This window comes from Burkholderia sp. HI2500, assembly GCF_002223055.1.
GTDB lineage: Bacteria > Pseudomonadota > Gammaproteobacteria > Burkholderiales > Burkholderiaceae > Burkholderia.
The window spans coordinates 3,029,871-3,044,946 of record NZ_NKFL01000006.1 but is presented as its reverse complement, the minus strand read 5'-3'; the positions used below and the strand labels follow the sequence as shown (position 1 = coordinate 3,044,946).

At 68.4% G+C, this 15,076-nt stretch carries 16 protein-coding genes; 7 read left to right on the top strand and 9 right to left on the bottom strand.

The features are described 5' to 3' along the window. Window positions 1-23 precede the first annotated feature (23 nt). Window positions 24-1,007: a LysR family transcriptional regulator gene (locus CFB45_RS31480; protein WP_089428894.1), complete on the bottom strand. Its 984-nt coding sequence runs from the start codon at window positions 1,005-1,007 to the stop codon at window positions 24-26. Between the two features lie 101 nt (window positions 1,008-1,108). Between CFB45_RS31480 and CFB45_RS31475 the strand changes: the two genes are divergently transcribed. Continuing rightward, window positions 1,109-2,341, top strand: a complete 1,233-nt coding sequence (locus CFB45_RS31475) for an MFS transporter (RefSeq protein WP_089429218.1) — start codon at window positions 1,109-1,111, stop codon at window positions 2,339-2,341. 429 nt (window positions 2,342-2,770) lie between these two features. Further along, a complete protein-coding gene (locus CFB45_RS31470) occupies window positions 2,771-3,463 on the top strand; it encodes a phosphatase PAP2 family protein (RefSeq protein WP_089428893.1) in 693 nt (230 codons plus the stop codon). Window positions 3,464-3,563: 100 nt separating this feature from the next. Here CFB45_RS31470 and CFB45_RS31465 read toward each other — a convergent pair whose 3' ends face one another. The 3 genes from CFB45_RS31465 to CFB45_RS31455 all read right to left on the bottom strand — a co-directional run bounded on the left by CFB45_RS31465 (window position 3,564) and on the right by CFB45_RS31455 (window position 6,213). Further along, window positions 3,564-4,223 (bottom strand): glutathione S-transferase family protein, encoded by a 660-nt coding sequence (locus CFB45_RS31465; RefSeq protein WP_089428892.1) that lies wholly within the window; start codon window positions 4,221-4,223, stop codon window positions 3,564-3,566. 126 nt (window positions 4,224-4,349) lie between these two features. After that, the gene (locus tag CFB45_RS31460; protein ID WP_089428891.1) at window positions 4,350-5,420 is read right to left on the bottom strand and encodes an MBL fold metallo-hydrolase; all 1,071 of its coding nucleotides are present in this window, start codon (window positions 5,418-5,420) and stop codon (window positions 4,350-4,352) included. Between the two features lie 139 nt (window positions 5,421-5,559). Beyond that, complete coding sequence (locus CFB45_RS31455; RefSeq protein ID WP_089428890.1) at window positions 5,560-6,213, bottom strand: peroxiredoxin; 654 nt, start codon at window positions 6,211-6,213, stop codon at window positions 5,560-5,562. Between the two features lie 293 nt (window positions 6,214-6,506). Here CFB45_RS31455 and CFB45_RS31450 point away from each other — a divergent pair, with 293 nt between their 5' ends. Next, window positions 6,507-7,412, top strand: coding sequence for an HTH-type transcriptional regulator ArgP (locus CFB45_RS31450; protein WP_089428889.1), 906 nt, complete (start codon window positions 6,507-6,509; stop codon window positions 7,410-7,412). A 150-nt stretch (window positions 7,413-7,562) separates the two neighbouring features. Beyond that, window positions 7,563-7,775 (top strand): DUF1059 domain-containing protein, encoded by a 213-nt coding sequence (locus tag CFB45_RS31445; protein ID WP_089428888.1) that lies wholly within the window; start codon window positions 7,563-7,565, stop codon window positions 7,773-7,775. A gap of 114 nt (window positions 7,776-7,889) precedes the next feature. Here the strand turns inward: CFB45_RS31445 and ltaE are convergent, their stop codons facing one another. Then, complete coding sequence (ltaE, locus tag CFB45_RS31440; protein WP_089428887.1) at window positions 7,890-8,903, bottom strand: low-specificity L-threonine aldolase; 1,014 nt, start codon at window positions 8,901-8,903, stop codon at window positions 7,890-7,892. Between the two features lie 503 nt (window positions 8,904-9,406). On the opposite strand from ltaE, the gene CFB45_RS31435 reads away from it, so the two are divergent. The 3 genes from CFB45_RS31435 to CFB45_RS31425 are packed head-to-tail and all read left to right on the top strand — an operon-like array spanning window position 9,407 to window position 12,008. Then, window positions 9,407-10,819: a cytochrome ubiquinol oxidase subunit I gene (locus CFB45_RS31435; protein WP_089428886.1), complete on the top strand. Its 1,413-nt coding sequence runs from the start codon at window positions 9,407-9,409 to the stop codon at window positions 10,817-10,819. Between the two features lie 30 nt (window positions 10,820-10,849). After that, the gene (gene cydB / locus CFB45_RS31430) at window positions 10,850-11,857 is read left to right on the top strand and encodes a cytochrome d ubiquinol oxidase subunit II (protein WP_039364378.1); all 1,008 of its coding nucleotides are present in this window, start codon (window positions 10,850-10,852) and stop codon (window positions 11,855-11,857) included. Next, entirely contained in the window at window positions 11,829-12,008 is a 180-nt protein-coding gene (locus tag CFB45_RS31425; RefSeq protein WP_089428885.1) for a hypothetical protein, read from the top strand. Before cydB ends, CFB45_RS31425 begins: the two co-directional genes overlap by 29 nt. A gap of 279 nt (window positions 12,009-12,287) precedes the next feature. On the opposite strand, the gene CFB45_RS31420 is transcribed toward CFB45_RS31425, so the two are convergent. The 4 genes from CFB45_RS31420 to CFB45_RS31405 form a co-directional block, all read right to left on the bottom strand. Next, a complete protein-coding gene (locus CFB45_RS31420; protein WP_060317401.1) occupies window positions 12,288-12,482 on the bottom strand; it encodes a YqaE/Pmp3 family membrane protein in 195 nt (64 codons plus the stop codon). A 130-nt stretch (window positions 12,483-12,612) separates the two neighbouring features. Beyond that, the gene (locus CFB45_RS31415; RefSeq protein ID WP_089428884.1) at window positions 12,613-13,146 is read right to left on the bottom strand and encodes a TIGR00725 family protein; all 534 of its coding nucleotides are present in this window, start codon (window positions 13,144-13,146) and stop codon (window positions 12,613-12,615) included. Next, window positions 13,139-13,972 carry an ABC transporter permease gene (locus tag CFB45_RS31410; RefSeq protein WP_089428883.1) on the bottom strand — a complete coding sequence of 278 codons (834 nt, stop codon included), beginning with the start codon at window positions 13,970-13,972 and terminating at the stop codon, window positions 13,139-13,141. The genes CFB45_RS31415 and CFB45_RS31410 overlap by 8 nt, the downstream gene beginning before the upstream one ends. 10 nt (window positions 13,973-13,982) lie before the next feature. After that, window positions 13,983-15,071, bottom strand: coding sequence for an extracellular solute-binding protein (locus CFB45_RS31405; RefSeq protein WP_089428882.1), 1,089 nt, complete (start codon window positions 15,069-15,071; stop codon window positions 13,983-13,985). Window positions 15,072-15,076 lie beyond the last annotated feature (5 nt).

The window sequence follows — 15,076 nt, the reverse complement described above, 5'->3', positions numbered from 1 at the left end:
TGCGGCACATCCCGCGTCGGAGGTCAGCTGTCGCGCCCTTCGACGAGCCCCGGCACGGCCTCGCGCATCATCGCGGCGAACCGCACGAGCCGCGACGGATAGAACTGCGCATGCGGGTAGGTCAGGTAGACGGGCAGCGGCGCGGCCTGCCACTCCGGCGCGAGGTGCACGAGCTCGCCGCGCGCGAGGTGATCGGCCAGCATCCATGACGAGCCGACGCACGCCCCCACCCCCAGCAGCGCCGCACTGCGCAGCGCGTACAGGTTCGCGGTCGTGATGCGCGGGCGCATCGCAATGCGTCGCGTCTCGCCCGTGACCGAATGCGTGAGCGCCAGCTCCGTGCGGTAGTACGTGCGCAGCGCGAGCCACGGCAACTCGGCGAGCGCATCGGGGTCGGCCGGCACGTCGGCGCCGTTCAGCACGGACGGCGCGGCGACCACGAAGCGCGGCACCTTCGACAGCCGGATCGCGACCACGGCCGGATCGGTCGGCTCGCCCACCTGGATCGCGCAATCGATGCCGCTGCCGACGAAATCCCGCACCTCGTCCTGCAGCAGCCACTCGACCGACACGCGCGGATAGTCGCGCAGGAACCGCGCGAGCGGCTCGACGAAGCGCTCCTGGCCGAACGCGTGCGGCACCGCGACCCGCAACAGCCCGTCCGGCTCCTCTTGCGCACCGCGCAGATCGGCCTCGAACGCCGCCCAGTTCGCCAGCAGTTCCTTCGCGCGCTTGAAGCAGCGCTCGCCGTCGACGGTCAGCCGCATCGTGTGCGTGGTCCGCTGCAGCAGCCGCATGCCGAGCGAGCGCTCGAGCGCCTGCAGCCGCCGGCTGATGGTCGGCTGCGTCGTATGCAGTTGCGCGGCCGCGGCCGACAGGCTGCCGGCTTCGACTATGCGCACGAAGGTTTCCATCAGCTCGAAACGATAGCCGGCGCCGTCCACCGGCACCGCCTGAATGCGCGGAGACCCGCCAGCAGCGGGAGAGAAGGGGGATTTTTCGGTCATTCGTGGAGCGTATAACAAATCTGCGCAGGGCGGCACTACCGTGGCCGGCCGCATGCCGCCACACTCGCGTCCATTCCTTCATCGCAACCAGGATGCACGCCATGTCCACCCCGTCCCGTCTCGATGCCGCGCCCCGCGCCGCTCACGCCCCGGCCCAGCCGGCCGCCCATTCGATGCCCGATCGCCGGCTCGTGCTGCTGCTCGCGGCCGCCGCCGGCCTCGCGGTCGCGCCGCTCTACTACGCGCAGCCGATGCTCGGCGCGCTCGGGCCCGATCTCGGCGCGTCGGCACGCGCGATCGGCTTCGTGCCGACGCTCACGCAGCTCGGCTATGCGCTCGGCATCCTGCTGCTCGCGCCGCTCGGCGACCGTTTCGACCGCCGCCGCGTGATCGTGACCAAGGCCGCGACGCTGGTCGTCGCGCTGCTGCTCGCCGCCATCGCGCCGTCGCTCGGGCTGCTGCTCGCGGCGAGCTTCGCGATCGGCCTCGCGGCGACGATGGCGCAGGACGTCGTGCCGGCCGCCGCGACGCTCGCGCACGACACGCATCGCGGCCGCATCGTCGGCACGGTGATGACGGGGCTGCTGCTCGGCATCCTGCTGTCGCGGGTCGTGGCCGGATTCGTCGCCGAAACGGCCGGCTGGCGCGCGATGTTCGCGCTTGCGGCCGTCAGCGTCGCCGTGATCGGCGTCGTGGCCGCGCGCGGGCTGCCGCACTTCGAGCCGACCACGCGCCTGCCGTATCGCGCACTGATCGGGTCGCTCGGCCAGTTGTGGCGCCAGCATCCGGCGCTGCGCCGCGCCGCGCTCGCGCAGGGGCTGCTGGCCATCGGGTTCAGCGCGTTCTGGTCGACGCTCGCGGTGATGCTGCACGGCGCGCCGTTCCACCTCGGCAGCGCGGCCGCGGGCGCGTTCGGGCTCGCAGGTGCGGCCGGTGCGCTGGCCGCGCCGATTGCCGGGCGCCTGGCCGACCATCACGGCCCCGAGCGCGTCACGCGCATCGGCATCGGCATCGCGACGGTGTCGTTCGCGTCGATGGCCGCCGCACCGTTGATGTCGGCGCATGCCCAGCTCGTGCTGCTCGCGGTCGCGACGATCGGCTTCGATCTCGGCGTGCAGGCCACGCTGATCGCGCACCAGGCAATCGTCTACCGGATCGACCCCGCGTCGCGCAGCCGCCTCAACGCGGTGCTGTTCGTCGGCATGTTCATCGGGATGGCAGCCGGCGCCGCGATCGGCAGTTTGTTGCTCGCGCAACTGGGCTGGAATGCGGTGACCGGGCTGGCCGTCGTGACGTCACTCGCCGCGCTCGCCGTGCGGATCTGGCGCCACTGAAATTCCGCATCGCACGCACAACGCGGGCAGGCCCACAGGGCTTGTCCGCCTTTTCTTTTATTTTCGATCGGCGCACGCATGACGCTGCGCAGTCCAGCCGATTCGTGCGCATTCGGCACGAAAAGCCCCCATGCGGCGCAAGGTCCGCACCCGCTCGAACGAATGTCCAGTTCAACCGATTATTTTTCCGATGGCCGTGTGCATCAATGCGAAAACGTCGGACGATTCGATGCGCCCCGCCACGTGGCGCCCGCCCATCCGGCCCCACCGCACAGCCCCGTTTTATCAGGGGATTCCCGGTATTTTTTCGCATTTTCTTCGAAATATCGGGTGACATACTTGCCCCCCGTTGCGCTCCGGTACGAGCGCGCTTTTCGATCCTGCCGGCCGCATGTCATGCGCTGAGCGTCCGCCCGGGTCGCACAGAACATGAACGATTTCGACACCACGATCCAGACCTTCCTCACCCACATCACGTTCGGCCCGCTGATGAATCACGCGATCCGCGTGATCGCGGGCCTGTACACGTTCAAGGGCTTCGTGCTCATTCCCGTGCTGTGCTGGCTGTGGTTCCAGCCCGGCCCGAACCGCGAGCGGCAGCGCGAGCTGGTCGTCGCGACGATCGCGAGCGGGCTCATCGCGCTCGCGTTCGGCCGGCTGCTCGCGCAGGTGTTGCCGTTCCGCGTGCGGCCGATCTACAACGCCGACCTGCACCTGCACTTTCCGTCGGCGGGACTCCGCGCGGCCACGCTGCAGGCATGGAGTTCGTTTCCGAGCGATCACGCGATGCTGTGGATGGCGATCGCCACCGGCATCTTCATCATCGCGCGCCGCGTCGGCGTATTGGCACTGGTGTATGCGGTCGTGTTCATCTGCGTGCCGCGCGCGTATCTCGGCTTTCACTATCCGACCGACCTGATCGCGGGCGCCGCGATCGGCATCGCGCTCGCGTGGCTGCTGACGCGCGATGCAATCCGCTCGCGCTTCGCGCCGCAGGTGCTCGCGATGATCAAGCGCTTCCCCGCGCCGGCCTACACGCTCGCGTTCCTGCTGTGCTTCGAGCTGATCACGCAGTTCGACGAACTGCTGACGCTCGCGCAGTCAGCCACCCACACGATGTGACGGAGAGACGCCGCGATGCTGCCGCTGCTTACGTTCCGCCGCCCCGGCACGCGCTGCCGGCCATGCGCAGTGGCGGCGCGCCGCGCATCGCCCGCGCCGATCAGTCGCGATCAGGCGCACCCAGCGGAAAGAACGGGCGAAACGGCCGCGCCTCGTCGACCGCGCGCGCGAACGACGGCCGCGCCAGCAGACGCCGGCGATACGCCAGCACGTTCGCGAACGACGGATCGATCCGATGCGTCCAGTCCGCGTAGAACAGGAACGGCGCCGCGCCGCAGTCGGCGAGGCTGAAGCGGTCGCCGGCCGCCCATTCGCGATCGGCCATCTTCTTGTCCAGCCACGCGTACGACGTCTCCAGCATCGCGCGCGCATCGGCCACCCCGCGCGCGTCGCGCTCGGCCTCCGGCCGCAGCGCGTCGAACACGACCTTCTGCTGCGGCGTCGACACGTAGTTGTCGAAGAAGCGATCCATCGTCCGCACCTCGAGCGCCGCGTGCGGATCGTCGGGCAGCAGGCGCACGGGGCCAGGATGGTTCAGGCCGAGATACTCGATGATGATCGACGCCTCGATCACCGTGCGGCCGGCATCGACGAGCACCGGAAAGCGCTTCAGCGGCCACAGCGCGGCCAGCTCCTGCATCGGCTTCGGATCGTCGTGCGCGAGCACGCGATACGCGAACGGCGTGCCGTTCTCGTACAGCGCGGTCAGCACCTTCTGGCAGTAGGACGAAAAGGGATGGGCGTAGAGCGTCGGCATCATCGTGCGGTCTCTCAGGGTTTCGGCGCCGCGTGATGCGGCGCCACATGATCGGATACCTTGACGACGAACGGCACGCGCCCGTTTCGACAGCGAGTCGGCATTTATTTTGTCGTGCGACTCGGGGCGTTACGACCGGCCGTCCATCACGACGCGCCCTTCGGCACGCCAGCGCAGCATCCCGCCACCGAGATTCGCCACCGTGTCGAAGCCGGCCTTCAGCAGAATGACGGTCGCCTGCGCGGATCGCCCCCCGGCGCGGCACACGGTCACGACCGGCCGGTCGCGCGCGATCTCGCCGGCGCGCGCGGCCAGTTCGCCGAGCGGAATCGGCGTCGCGCCGGGCAGGTGGCCGAGCGGGCCGGTGAATTCGTCCGGCTCGCGCACGTCGACGACCTGCACCGCCGGCAGATGATCCTCGAGCCATTGCGGATCGATTTCCCAGAAGCCGGCGAACGTATAGACGAGCGGCGCCCAGTCGGGCGCGGCCTGTACATCGGGCGCGTTCGCGGCGACGCCGCATTGCAGGTTCGCCGGCACCGCGACGTCGATCTGGCGCGGATGCGCGAGCCCGAGGTTGCGCATGTAGCCCGCGAAATCGTCTTCGCTCAGGTCGCCGCCGAGACGCGGGTTGAAGCGCCGCTCCTCGCCGACGCTCGTCACCGTGAGCCCGCGATAGTCGTGCGCCGGATACAGCAGGCACGCGGCCGGCAGCGTGAAGAGCCGGCCGTGCACCGCGCGATACAGCGCGCGCGGGTCGCCCTGCTGGAAGTCGGTGCGGCCCGTGCCGCGGATCAGCAGGCAATCGCCGGTGAACGCCATCGATTCGTCGTCGAGCACGAGGCTGATGCAGCCGCTCGTGTGGCCGGGCGTCGCGCGCACGGTCAGGTAGCGCGCGCCGAACGCGCAGCGGTCGCCGTCGTTCAGGTAGCGGTCGGCGCCCTGCGCGCCGCTCGCGGCCGATATCGCGATCGTGCTGCCCGTGCGCTGCTTCAGCAGCCACGCGCCCGTCACATGATCGGCATGCACGTGCGTGTCGACGGTCGCGACGAGCCGCAGCCCGAGCTCGTCGAGCAGCGCCGCGTCGCGGCGCACCTGCTCGAACACGGGATCGATCAGCACCGCTTCGCGCGACGCGCTGTCGGCAAGCAGGTACGTGTACGTTGACGATTGCGGGTCGAAGAGTTGCCGGAAGATCATCGCGAAGTCGCTCCGTCGCTGGTTGACGCTTGTTTTATGCGTACGTGACGCTGTCGTCCGGCCCGCGCCGCGACTGTCGCTGTCGCGCGGGCCGCCCCGTCGTGGTCCGGCATCGCCGGCATCCGGCCGGCACGGTGCGTCAACGCGGCTGCGTCACGTAGCGCAGGTACGGCTTCAGCGTCCGGAAGCCATCCGGATACTTCTGCTTCGCCGCATCGTCCGATACCGACGTCGGAATGATGACATCGTCGCCGGGCTTCCAGTTCACCGGTGTTGCCACCGTATGCTTTGCGTTGAGCTGCAGCGCGTCGAGCAGGCGCAGCACCTCGTCGAAGTTGCGCCCCGCGCTCATCGGATAGACGAGCATCGCCTTGACCTTCTTGTCCGGCCCGATGATGAAGACCGAGCGCACCGTCGCGTTGTCGACCGCCGTGCGCGGGCCGCCGCTCGCATTCGGATGAATCATGTCGTACAGCTTCGCGACCTTCAGCTCGTCATCGCCGATCAGCGGATAGTTGACTGCATGCCCCTGCGTTTCGGCGATATCCGCCACCCACTTCCGGTGATCGCTGACCGGATCGATCGACAGCCCGATGATCTTCGTGTTGCGCTTGTCGAATTCCGGCTTGAGTCCGGCCATGTAGCCGAGTTCGGTCGTGCACACCGGCGTGAAATCCTTCGGATGGGAAAACAGGATCGCCCAATGGTCGCCGATCCATTCATGAAAGCGGATCGTTCCCTCAGTGGTCTCCGCGGTGAAATCGGGCGCGTCCTCGCCTAGTCGAATCGACATGTTCGTCTCCGTGAAAGGGGAATCGTCACGACGCCCGCGCCGCGGCTTGCGCGCGACGCGCGATCGTCCGCGCGCGAAGGGCCGGCATGGCACATGCCGGGGTCCGCGCGTTCATATAGCCTAGTTCAAAATGCGCGCGCCACCGGTATCGAGCACGCGGCGTGCTTGCGTATCGTGGCCGATTCCGACGATGAATGCGGGGCTGCAGAACCTCGCGCCGCACCCGGCCGCCGATACGCACTGACTTACACTACCGGCTGTTCTCGTCTTACGTTCACAGGAATCCCACCGACATGTCGATGACGATCGATCCGAAGCAGGCCGCCGCGCTGCTGGCCGTCGCCGACACGGGCAGCTTCGAGCAGGCCGCCGTGCGCCTGCACGTGACCGCGTCCGCCGTCACGCAGCGGGTCCGCGCGCTGGAAGCGAGCCTCGGCACGCCGCTGGTGCTGCGCACGCGGCCGTGCCGCCCGACGGTGGCCGGGCAGCGCGTGCTGCAGCACCTGCGCCGCGTCGCGCTGCTGCAGGCCGACCTGCAGAGCACGCTCGCGACCGAGCGCGAATCGCCGATCTCCGTCACGATCGCGCTCAATTCCGACAGCCTCGGCACGTGGTTTCTGCCGGCGCTGACGTCCGTGCTCGCCGGCGAACGCATCCTGTTCGAGCTGATCGTCGAAGATCAGGACCACACGTTCGCGTTGCTCGAAAGCGGGATGGCGGTGGGCTGCGTGACGACCGAGCCGAAACCGATGCGCGGCTGCCTCGCGACGCCGCTCGGCACGATGCGCTACCGGCTGCTCGCGGCCGCCGCGTTCGCGGTGCGCTGGTTTCCGCGCGGGCTGAACCGCACGAGCGCGCGCAAGGCGCCCGTCGTCGCGTATTCGCGGCGCGATACGCTGCAGTCGTCGTTCCTGAAGGAGAAGTTCGGGTTGCCCGACGGCGCGTACCCGTGCCACTACGTGCCGGGCACCCATTCGCATTTCGCGGCGGTGCGGCACGGGCTCGGCTACGCGATGGTGCCGGAGCCGCTGATCGGCAGCGAACCGCTCGACACGCAGGGGCTCGTCGATCTCGCGCCCGCGCATCCGACCGACGTCACGCTGTACTGGCACGCGTGGACCGTGCAGTCGCCGACGATGGCGTCGTTGTCCGAGCGGGTCGTCGAAGCGGCGCGGCGGCTGCTCGCGCCGCTGCCGTAAGCACCGCCATCGCCACCGTGCGCGGGGTGCGGTATACCTGAAGGCGAGAATCCCCGCCGCGCCGCCTATACTTTTTCCATCGGCCTCGCGAACGCGCCGCGCGGCCGATCACGCCTATCCGGCCGCGCCCTTTCCCGCAAGGAGAACATCATGTCTCGCCGCTACATCGATTGCCGCGAGTTTCCCAGCGCGATGAATTGCTCGGTCGCGATTTCTGCCGACTCCGACAACGAACTGCTGGAAGCCGCCGTGCAGCATGCGGTCCAGGTTCACCAGCACACCGACAGCGCCGAACTGCGCACGCAACTGCAAGCGCTGTTCCACGACGGCACACCGCCCGCCGATGCACCCCGGCAAGCATGATCCGCCGGCTCGCCCGATATCGACAGACGGGTTGCCACGTCGCCCCCGTCGCCTCTCCGCCCCCTGCTTCGCGCCACATCGGGCCGGCGTCCCCGCCGGCCGGCGCATTCCACCTTACGCGCGGCGTTGCGCGAAATACGCACCGACCGCATCGATGAACGTATCGATGTCCGCACGCGACACGTCGCAGTGCGTGACGAAACGCGACGCGTACAGCATCTGCGTGAGGATCCCGCGTTCCTTGAGCCACGCCTCGAGCGGCGCGCAATCGGCTTCGGGGAATTGCGCGAACACCATGTTCGTCGCGTGCGACAGCACCTTCACGGTGTCGATGCGTGCGAGGCCTTCGGCGAGATGCGCGGCATTCGCGTGATCGTCCGCGAGCCGCTCGACATTGTGGTCGAGCGCATACAGGCAGGCGGCCGCGAGAATGCCCGACTGCCGCATCCCGCCGCCGAGCACCTTGCGCCAGCGCTGCGCGCGCTCGATCAGCGCACGGTTGCCGACCAGCACCGAGCCGACCGGTGCGCCGAGCCCTTTCGAGAAGCAGATCGACACGCTGTCGAACGGCGCGGAAAGCTCGGCGATCGAACGCCCCGACGCAACGGCCGCGTTGCACACGCGTGCGCCGTCGAGGTGCAGCGACAACCCGCGGCTGCGCGCGAACGTGGTGGCTTCCTGCACATAGCCTTCCGGCAGCACCTGGCCGCCGATCGTGTTTTCGAGCGCGAGCAGGCGTGTGCGGGCGAAGTGGTTGTCGAGCGGCTTGATCGCCGCGGCGATCTTCGCGAGCGGCAGCGTGCCGTCCGGTGCGTTCTCGATCGGCTGCGGCTGGATGCTGCCGAGCACGGCCGCGCCGCCGCCTTCGTACTTGTAGGTGTGCGCGAGCTGGCCGACGATGTACTCGTCGCCGCGCTCGCAATGGGCCATCAGCGCGGCCAGGTTGCTCTGCGTGCCGCTCGGGAAGAACAGGCCGGCTTCCTTGCCGGCCCGCTCTGCCGTCACCGCCTGCAGGCGCAGCACGGTCGGGTCGTCACCCCATACGTCGTCGCCGGTTTCGGCGGCAGTCATCGCGGCCAGCATTGCCTGGCTCGGACGTGTCACGGTATCGCTGCGTAAATCGATCATCGCTGAGTCCTGGGTAAACGCGGACCGGAACCGATGCGCCCGGCCCTGCCGAAACGAGACTCAGAGTGTACGCAATTCATGCAGCGTGTGCGTATCGAAGGTTGCGCGGCGTTACCCATGTGACAGACCCCAACGGCCGCGGCCCGCCGGCACGACCGCTTGCGTTACGCGATAACGCACTGAAACGGTTCGGCCGCGCGGGCGCCGTGACGCGCGGTGTCACGCGGCGTTTGCGTCCGCGCCGAACCGTTCCGATGACGCGACGCGCCATATTGCCGCACGTGCGTCAGACCGCCACGCCGCGGCCGCGCGCGTCGCAAGCAGCCTTCTTGATACGAATCAACGATTTACCCTGGAAATGCGCGCGACGGGCTGGACATCTGCGACGAGTTGGCGCATTTCGCGGTGCAACATCGCGGCCCATACTCCAGCCAACCCCGACGCCCGTCCGCCGGGGTCCGCCGGCACCCGCCGGCGGGTATCGTCAGCCTCGGTCAACTGGTATGGACACCGCTCTTTCGGCCCTCGATCTGGCCCGCCTGCAATTCGCGTTCACCGTCTCCTTTCACATCGTCTTTCCGGCGCTGAGCATCGGCCTCGCCAGCTTCATCGCCGTGCTCGAATATCGCTGGCTGAAAACCGGCAAGCAGTACTACAAAACCCTCTGCCTGTTCTGGTCGAAGATCTTCGCGGTCGCGTTCGGGATGGGCGTCGTCTCCGGCGTCGTGATGAGCTACCAGTTCGGCACGAACTGGTCGGGCTTCTCGAGCTTCGCCGGCGCCGTCACCGGCCCGCTGCTGATGTACGAGGTCATGACCGCGTTCTTCCTCGAGGCCGGCTTCCTCGGCATCATGCTGTTCGGCTGGAATCGCGTGAGCCCGCGCGCGCACTTCGGCGCGACGCTGATGGTCGCGATCGGCACGCTGATCTCGACGTTCTGGATTCTCGCGTCGAACAGCTGGATGCAGACGCCGCAGGGCTTCGAGATCGTCGACGGCCGCGTCGTGCCGACCGACTGGTTCGCGATCATCTTCAACCCGTCGTTCCCGTACCGCCTGTTCCACATGGCGATCGCCGCATTCATCGTCGCCGCGCTCGTGGTGGCCGCGACCGGCGCGTGGCACCTGCTGAAGGGCCGCCGCGACAAGGGCGTGAAGAAGATGTTCTCGATGGCGCTGTGGCTGCTGCTGGTGCTCGCGCCGCTGCAGGCCGTGATCGGCGACCAGCACGGCATCAACACGCTGAAGCACCAGCCGGCGAAGATCGCCGCGATCGAAGGGCTGTGGGAAACCGAGAAGGGCGGCACGCCGCTCAACCTGTTCGGCATCCCTGACATGCAGGCGGAAACGACCCGCTACGCGGTGAAGGTGCCGCACCTCGGCAGCCTGATCCTCACGCACAGCTGGGACGGCGAGATCCGCGGCCTGAAGGAATTCCCGCCGGAAGACCGCCCGAATTCGACGGTCGTGTTCTGGAGCTTCCGGATCATGGTCGGCCTCGGCTTCGCGATGATCGGCCTCGCCGCGCTCGCGTGGTTCCTGCGCCGCCGCGGCCGCCTGTATGAATCGAAGTGGTTCCAGCGCTTCGCGCTCGTGATGGGCCCGACCGGCTTCGTGTCGCTGCTCGCGGGCTGGGTGACGACCGAAGCAGGCCGCCAGCCGTGGGTCGTGTATGGCGTGATGCGCACCGCGCATGCGGTATCGCCGCTGTCGGTGCAGCAGGTCAGCCTGTCGATGATGACGTTCGTGATCGTGTACTTCCTCGTGTTCGGCACCGGCGTGTACTACATGCTGAAGCTGATGAAGGCCGGCCCCGCGCTGCCCGACGTGAAGCACGACGACACCCCGGACACGCGCCCCGACCACACCGCGCGCCGCCCGATGTCGGCCGTCGACGAGCCGCTCGAGACCGTCTGAGCCCACCCTTTTTCGCATACGAGAAAACCTATGGACGTCACCGTAATCTGGGCCGCGATCATCGCATTGGGGCTCTTCATGTACGTCGTGCTCGACGGCTTCGACCTCGGCATCGGCATCGTCTTCCCGTTCTTCCCGGACGAGAAGGAACGCGACCTGATGATGAACACCGTCGCACCCGTGTGGGACGGCAACGAGACGTGGCTCGTGCTCGGCGGCGCCGGGCTGTTCGCGGTGTTTCCGGTCGTCTATTCGACCGTGCTGTCGGCGCTGTACCTGCCGCTGATCTTCATGCTGGTGTGCCTGATCTTCCGCGGCGTGTCGTTCGAGATCCGCGCGAAGGCGCGGCGCACGAAGCAGCTGTGGGATCTCGCGTTCATCGGCGGCTCGGCCGGCGCGACGTTCTTCCAGGGGATCGCGCTCGGCGCGTTCCTGCAAGGCATCAACGTGAAGGATGGCGTATTCGCGGGCGATGCGTTCGACTGGCTCACGCCGTTCAGCCTGCTGACCGGCCTCGGCCTGATCGTGACCTATGCGCTGCTCGGCTGCTGCTGGCTCGTCGCGAAGACGGAAGGCGACCTGCAGCGGCGCCTGCATCGCGTCGTGTGGCCGCTGACGGTCGTGCTGCTCGGCTTCATCGCGGTCGTCAGCCTGTGGACGCCGCTGCAGGATCCGGCCATCGCGCAGCGCTGGTTCGACTCGGGGCTGTTCTGGCGCCTGCTGCCGGTGCCGTTCCTGGTCGCCGGCTGCGCGGTATGGATGCGCCGCGCGGTGCGCGCCCGGCACGACATGACCCCGTTCGTGCTCGCGCTGGCGCTCGTGCTGCTCGGCTACGTCGGCCTGCTCGTCACGCTGTTCCCGTATGCGATTCCCCAGACGATGACGATCTGGGAAGCCGCGGCGCCGCGTTCGAGCCAGACCTTCACGCTGGTCGGCGCAGCGGTTATCCTCCCGATCATCATCGCCTACACGACGATGGGTTACTGGGTATTCCGAGGCAAGGTGCGCCATGAAGACCAGCATTACTACCACCACTGATTCCGCCGATCGCCAGCCCGCTGCGCCGAAGCCGCGCATGCGCGGCTGGATGTGGTTCGTCGTCCTGTGGGCGGGCGGCGTGATCGGCGCCGTCACGCTCGGCTATGCGTTCAAGATCTTCATGAACCTGACGCTGTTTGCGGTGAAATAAGCCGGTCGACCGACCGGCATTCCTTCCCTCCTGACGCCTCGCGCCTCTGTCGATCGACGGATGCGCCGTTGCCACGACGCCGGGAATCGCTGTCGCGGCGCGCGCCGCACGACGCCGAGCGTCCATTCCGGCATGGCGAAGTTGATCCATGGTGTGGCGTCTGCCTGTTCACCAGGAACAGTGTCATTTCGGCAGAAATCCATACGAATCGCGTCCATGGAGGCCGGCAATCCATGTAGATCCCTGCCGAAACAGCTACTTCGCGCGCTCGACGGCAGCCTACCGCCGCTCGCCCAACGCCGCTTCGATCTTGCGGTCGGTCTTGTACTGGCTCAATGCATACACCGACCAGATCGCGGCGGGCAGCCAGCCGATGATCGTAATTTGCAGGATCAGGCAGATGATCCCGGCGATCGGGCGGCCGATCGTGAAGAACTGGAACCACGGCAACAGCAGGGCAAGCAAAAGGCGCATCGGGAATCCTCCGGGGGCGTCGTTGAAAGTTCAGGCGCAGACAATATGACGGGCCGCGCGCCTCATTTCAAGTTCGAACCGGCATTCGCCCCGCCGGCGCAGCCGGCGATCGGCACGCGCGCCACACGACCTACGCCGAATCAGCCAGCCACCGCGCGACCCGCGCCACGAGCGGATCCGCTTCGTCGAAGCATTCGGCGCCCGCCACGCGCGGCGCGTCGCAAATCGCGAACACCGGCTTGCCCCACTGCAACCCGAGCGCGATCTCGGACAGCGTGCCGAGCCCGCCGCCGACTGCGATCAGGCACAGCGACGCACGCGCGACCAGTGCGTTGCGCGTGATGCCGAGCCCGGTCGGCAGCGCGACGCTCAGGTAGGGATTCGCGAGCGTCGCATCGTCTTCCGGCAGCAGCCCGATCGCGCACCCGCCGGCCGCATGCACGCCGCGCGCGGCCGCCTCCATCACGCCCTGCTTGCCGCCGCCGACGATGGCGACACCCGCCGCCGCGAGCGCATGCGCGATCCGCTGCGCGACCCGCATCTGCTCGTCGGTCGCCTCGCGCGGACCGATCACGCCGACCGGCATGCGGTGCCCCCGCGCGCCGCGCTGCCGCTGCGCGAGTTGCGCCAGCGCGTCGCACGCCGCTTCCGACCACTCATCCATGACGTCGTTGCCGTACAAGGCCTTCCCCCAATGCAAGAACGCAGGTGCAGATCGCCGTCAGCACGATCGACAGCACGGCCGCCTGCGAGAAATCGGTTTGCCCGTCCGACAGCTTCAGATACATCAGCAGCGGCAGGATGTTGATCTGCGTGCCGGCCAGCGCGAGCGCCGTGCCGTAGGTGCCGAGCGCGATCGCCGTGACGAGGCACCACGCGGACGCGACCGACGGCCACAGTTCGCGCCACGCGACGTCGAGCCACGCACGCCACGGCCGCGCGCCGAGCGTCAGTGCCGCCTCGAGCGGCCGCCGGTCGAGATTCGCGAGCGCCGGGTAGATCATCAGCGCGACCCGCGGGATCAGGTAATACGCATACGCGACCGCCAGCCCCGGCATCGTGTAGATCGCGCCGCCGAGCACGGTCGGGTCCGCGCCCAGCGACGCCGCGAGCGTGGTGACGAAGCCGGCACGGCCGAACGCGAGGATGAAGCCGTACGCGATCACGAGCCCGGAGAACGCGAGCGGCACGCCGAGCAGCGCGAGCGTCCAATGGCGGCGGGCGGGCGACTGCCCCGCCAGCGCGAATGCGACCGGCACGCCGACGCCGACCGACAGCGTGCCGGCGCCCACCGCCAGCGCCAGCGATCGTGCGATCGCATCGGCGACGAGCGGATCGCGCAGCACCGCGCCGAACGCGCGGCCGCCGTCCGTGAAGGCCGAGCCGACGAGCGCGGCGAGCGGCAGCGCGAAGCACACCGCCAGCAATACCGCCGCCGGCACCGCGCCGAAGCGGCGCAGCGCGCCGCGTTCCGCCAGGGAGGTCTGCATCGTGTGCCCCTTACTGGCCGAGCGTCGCCTGCGACCAGAGCTGGTCGATCTCGGTCTTGCGTGCGGCCGCCTTCGCCACGTCGAGCGGACGCACCTGCGGCGCCTTCGGCAGCTTCGCCGCGACATCCGGCGCGACCGGCGTGCCGGGCACGGCCGGCCGCACGAAGCCCTGCGCGAACAGCCCCTGCCCGACGTCGCTCATCACCAGGTTGAGCCACAGCTGCGCGGCGGACGGGTTCGGGCCGTTCTTCACGAGGCTCATCGCATACGGCGCCGATACGCTGCCGTCCTGCGGAATCACGACGTCGGCCGCGTCGCCCATGCCGTCGACGTACTTCGCCTTCAGGCCGTCGTTCTCGTAGCCGATCAGGATCGGAATCTCGCCCTTCACGAACTTCGCATAAGGCGTCGTGCCTTCGACACGCAGCACGTTGCCCGCGCGCTTCAGCTTGCCAAGGAATTCCGCGCCGGGCTTCGGGTTCTCGACGCTGCCGCCGTTCGCATAGGCTGCCGCGAACACGGCGACCTGCCCTTGCCCGGTCGAACGCGGGTCGAGATAGACGACCGCGTTGCGATACTCCGGCTTCAGCAGGTCGGACCAGCGCTGCGGCACGTTCTTCACGAGCTTGCGGTTGACGAGGAACGCGATGTTCAGCGAGTGCACCGCGAACCAGCGGCCGTCCGCCGAGCGAAACACGTCCGGCAGCTTGTCGAAGTTGACCGGCTTGAACGGCGCGACGACATCCTTGCTTTCGGCGTCGAGCGCCGACGCGGCGAAGTAGTACGCGGTATCGGCCTGCGGACGGCGGCGCGACTTGTCCAGCGACACCACGGTCGCGGCCGAGCCGATGTCGTTGTAGGTGATCTCGACCTTCGGATAGCGCTTGCGGAACTCGGCGAACAGCGCCTTCCAGTTCGCCCATTCGGGGCCCGTGTCGAATGACACGACGAGCCCTTCGTCGGCGGCCTTCGCATACAGCGCGTCCTCGCCCGGATACAGCGGCGCGGCGTGCGCCGGCGCGGCGGCCAGCGCCGCGAACGCGCAGAGCGCCAGCACGCCGGCGCGTAGGGTCTTCACAAGAGGGTGGCCTGCAGGCATCGGGG

Excerpts from the sequence above, each read along its gene's own strand:
- CFB45_RS31445 (WP_089428888.1), top strand. The coding sequence starts at position 7,563 with ATGTCTCGCCGCTACATCGATTGCCGCGAGTTTCCCAGCGCGATGAAT.
- CFB45_RS31415 (WP_089428884.1), bottom strand. The coding sequence starts at position 13,146 with ATGGATGAGTGGTCGGAAGCGGCGTGCGACGCGCTGGCGCAACTCGCG.
- CFB45_RS31470 (WP_089428893.1), top strand. The coding sequence starts at position 2,771 with ATGAACGATTTCGACACCACGATCCAGACCTTCCTCACCCACATCACG.
- CFB45_RS31410 (WP_089428883.1), bottom strand. The coding sequence starts at position 13,972 with ATGCAGACCTCCCTGGCGGAACGCGGCGCGCTGCGCCGCTTCGGCGCG.
- CFB45_RS31420 (WP_060317401.1), bottom strand. The coding sequence starts at position 12,482 with ATGCGCCTTTTGCTTGCCCTGCTGTTGCCGTGGTTCCAGTTCTTCACG.
- CFB45_RS31460 (WP_089428891.1), bottom strand. The coding sequence starts at position 5,420 with ATGATCTTCCGGCAACTCTTCGACCCGCAATCGTCAACGTACACGTAC.
- CFB45_RS31480 (WP_089428894.1), bottom strand. The coding sequence starts at position 1,007 with ATGACCGAAAAATCCCCCTTCTCTCCCGCTGCTGGCGGGTCTCCGCGC.
- CFB45_RS31425 (WP_089428885.1), top strand. The coding sequence starts at position 11,829 with ATGAAGACCAGCATTACTACCACCACTGATTCCGCCGATCGCCAGCCC.
- CFB45_RS31450 (WP_089428889.1), top strand. The coding sequence starts at position 6,507 with ATGTCGATGACGATCGATCCGAAGCAGGCCGCCGCGCTGCTGGCCGTC.
- CFB45_RS31465 (WP_089428892.1), bottom strand. The coding sequence starts at position 4,223 with ATGATGCCGACGCTCTACGCCCATCCCTTTTCGTCCTACTGCCAGAAG.
- ltaE (WP_089428887.1), bottom strand. The coding sequence starts at position 8,903 with ATGATCGATTTACGCAGCGATACCGTGACACGTCCGAGCCAGGCAATG.
- CFB45_RS31455 (WP_089428890.1), bottom strand. The coding sequence starts at position 6,213 with ATGTCGATTCGACTAGGCGAGGACGCGCCCGATTTCACCGCGGAGACC.
- CFB45_RS31405 (WP_089428882.1), bottom strand. The coding sequence starts at position 15,071 with ATGCCTGCAGGCCACCCTCTTGTGAAGACCCTACGCGCCGGCGTGCTG.
- CFB45_RS31475 (WP_089429218.1), top strand. The coding sequence starts at position 1,109 with ATGTCCACCCCGTCCCGTCTCGATGCCGCGCCCCGCGCCGCTCACGCC.
- cydB (WP_039364378.1), top strand. The coding sequence starts at position 10,850 with ATGGACGTCACCGTAATCTGGGCCGCGATCATCGCATTGGGGCTCTTC.
- CFB45_RS31435 (WP_089428886.1), top strand. The coding sequence starts at position 9,407 with ATGGACACCGCTCTTTCGGCCCTCGATCTGGCCCGCCTGCAATTCGCG.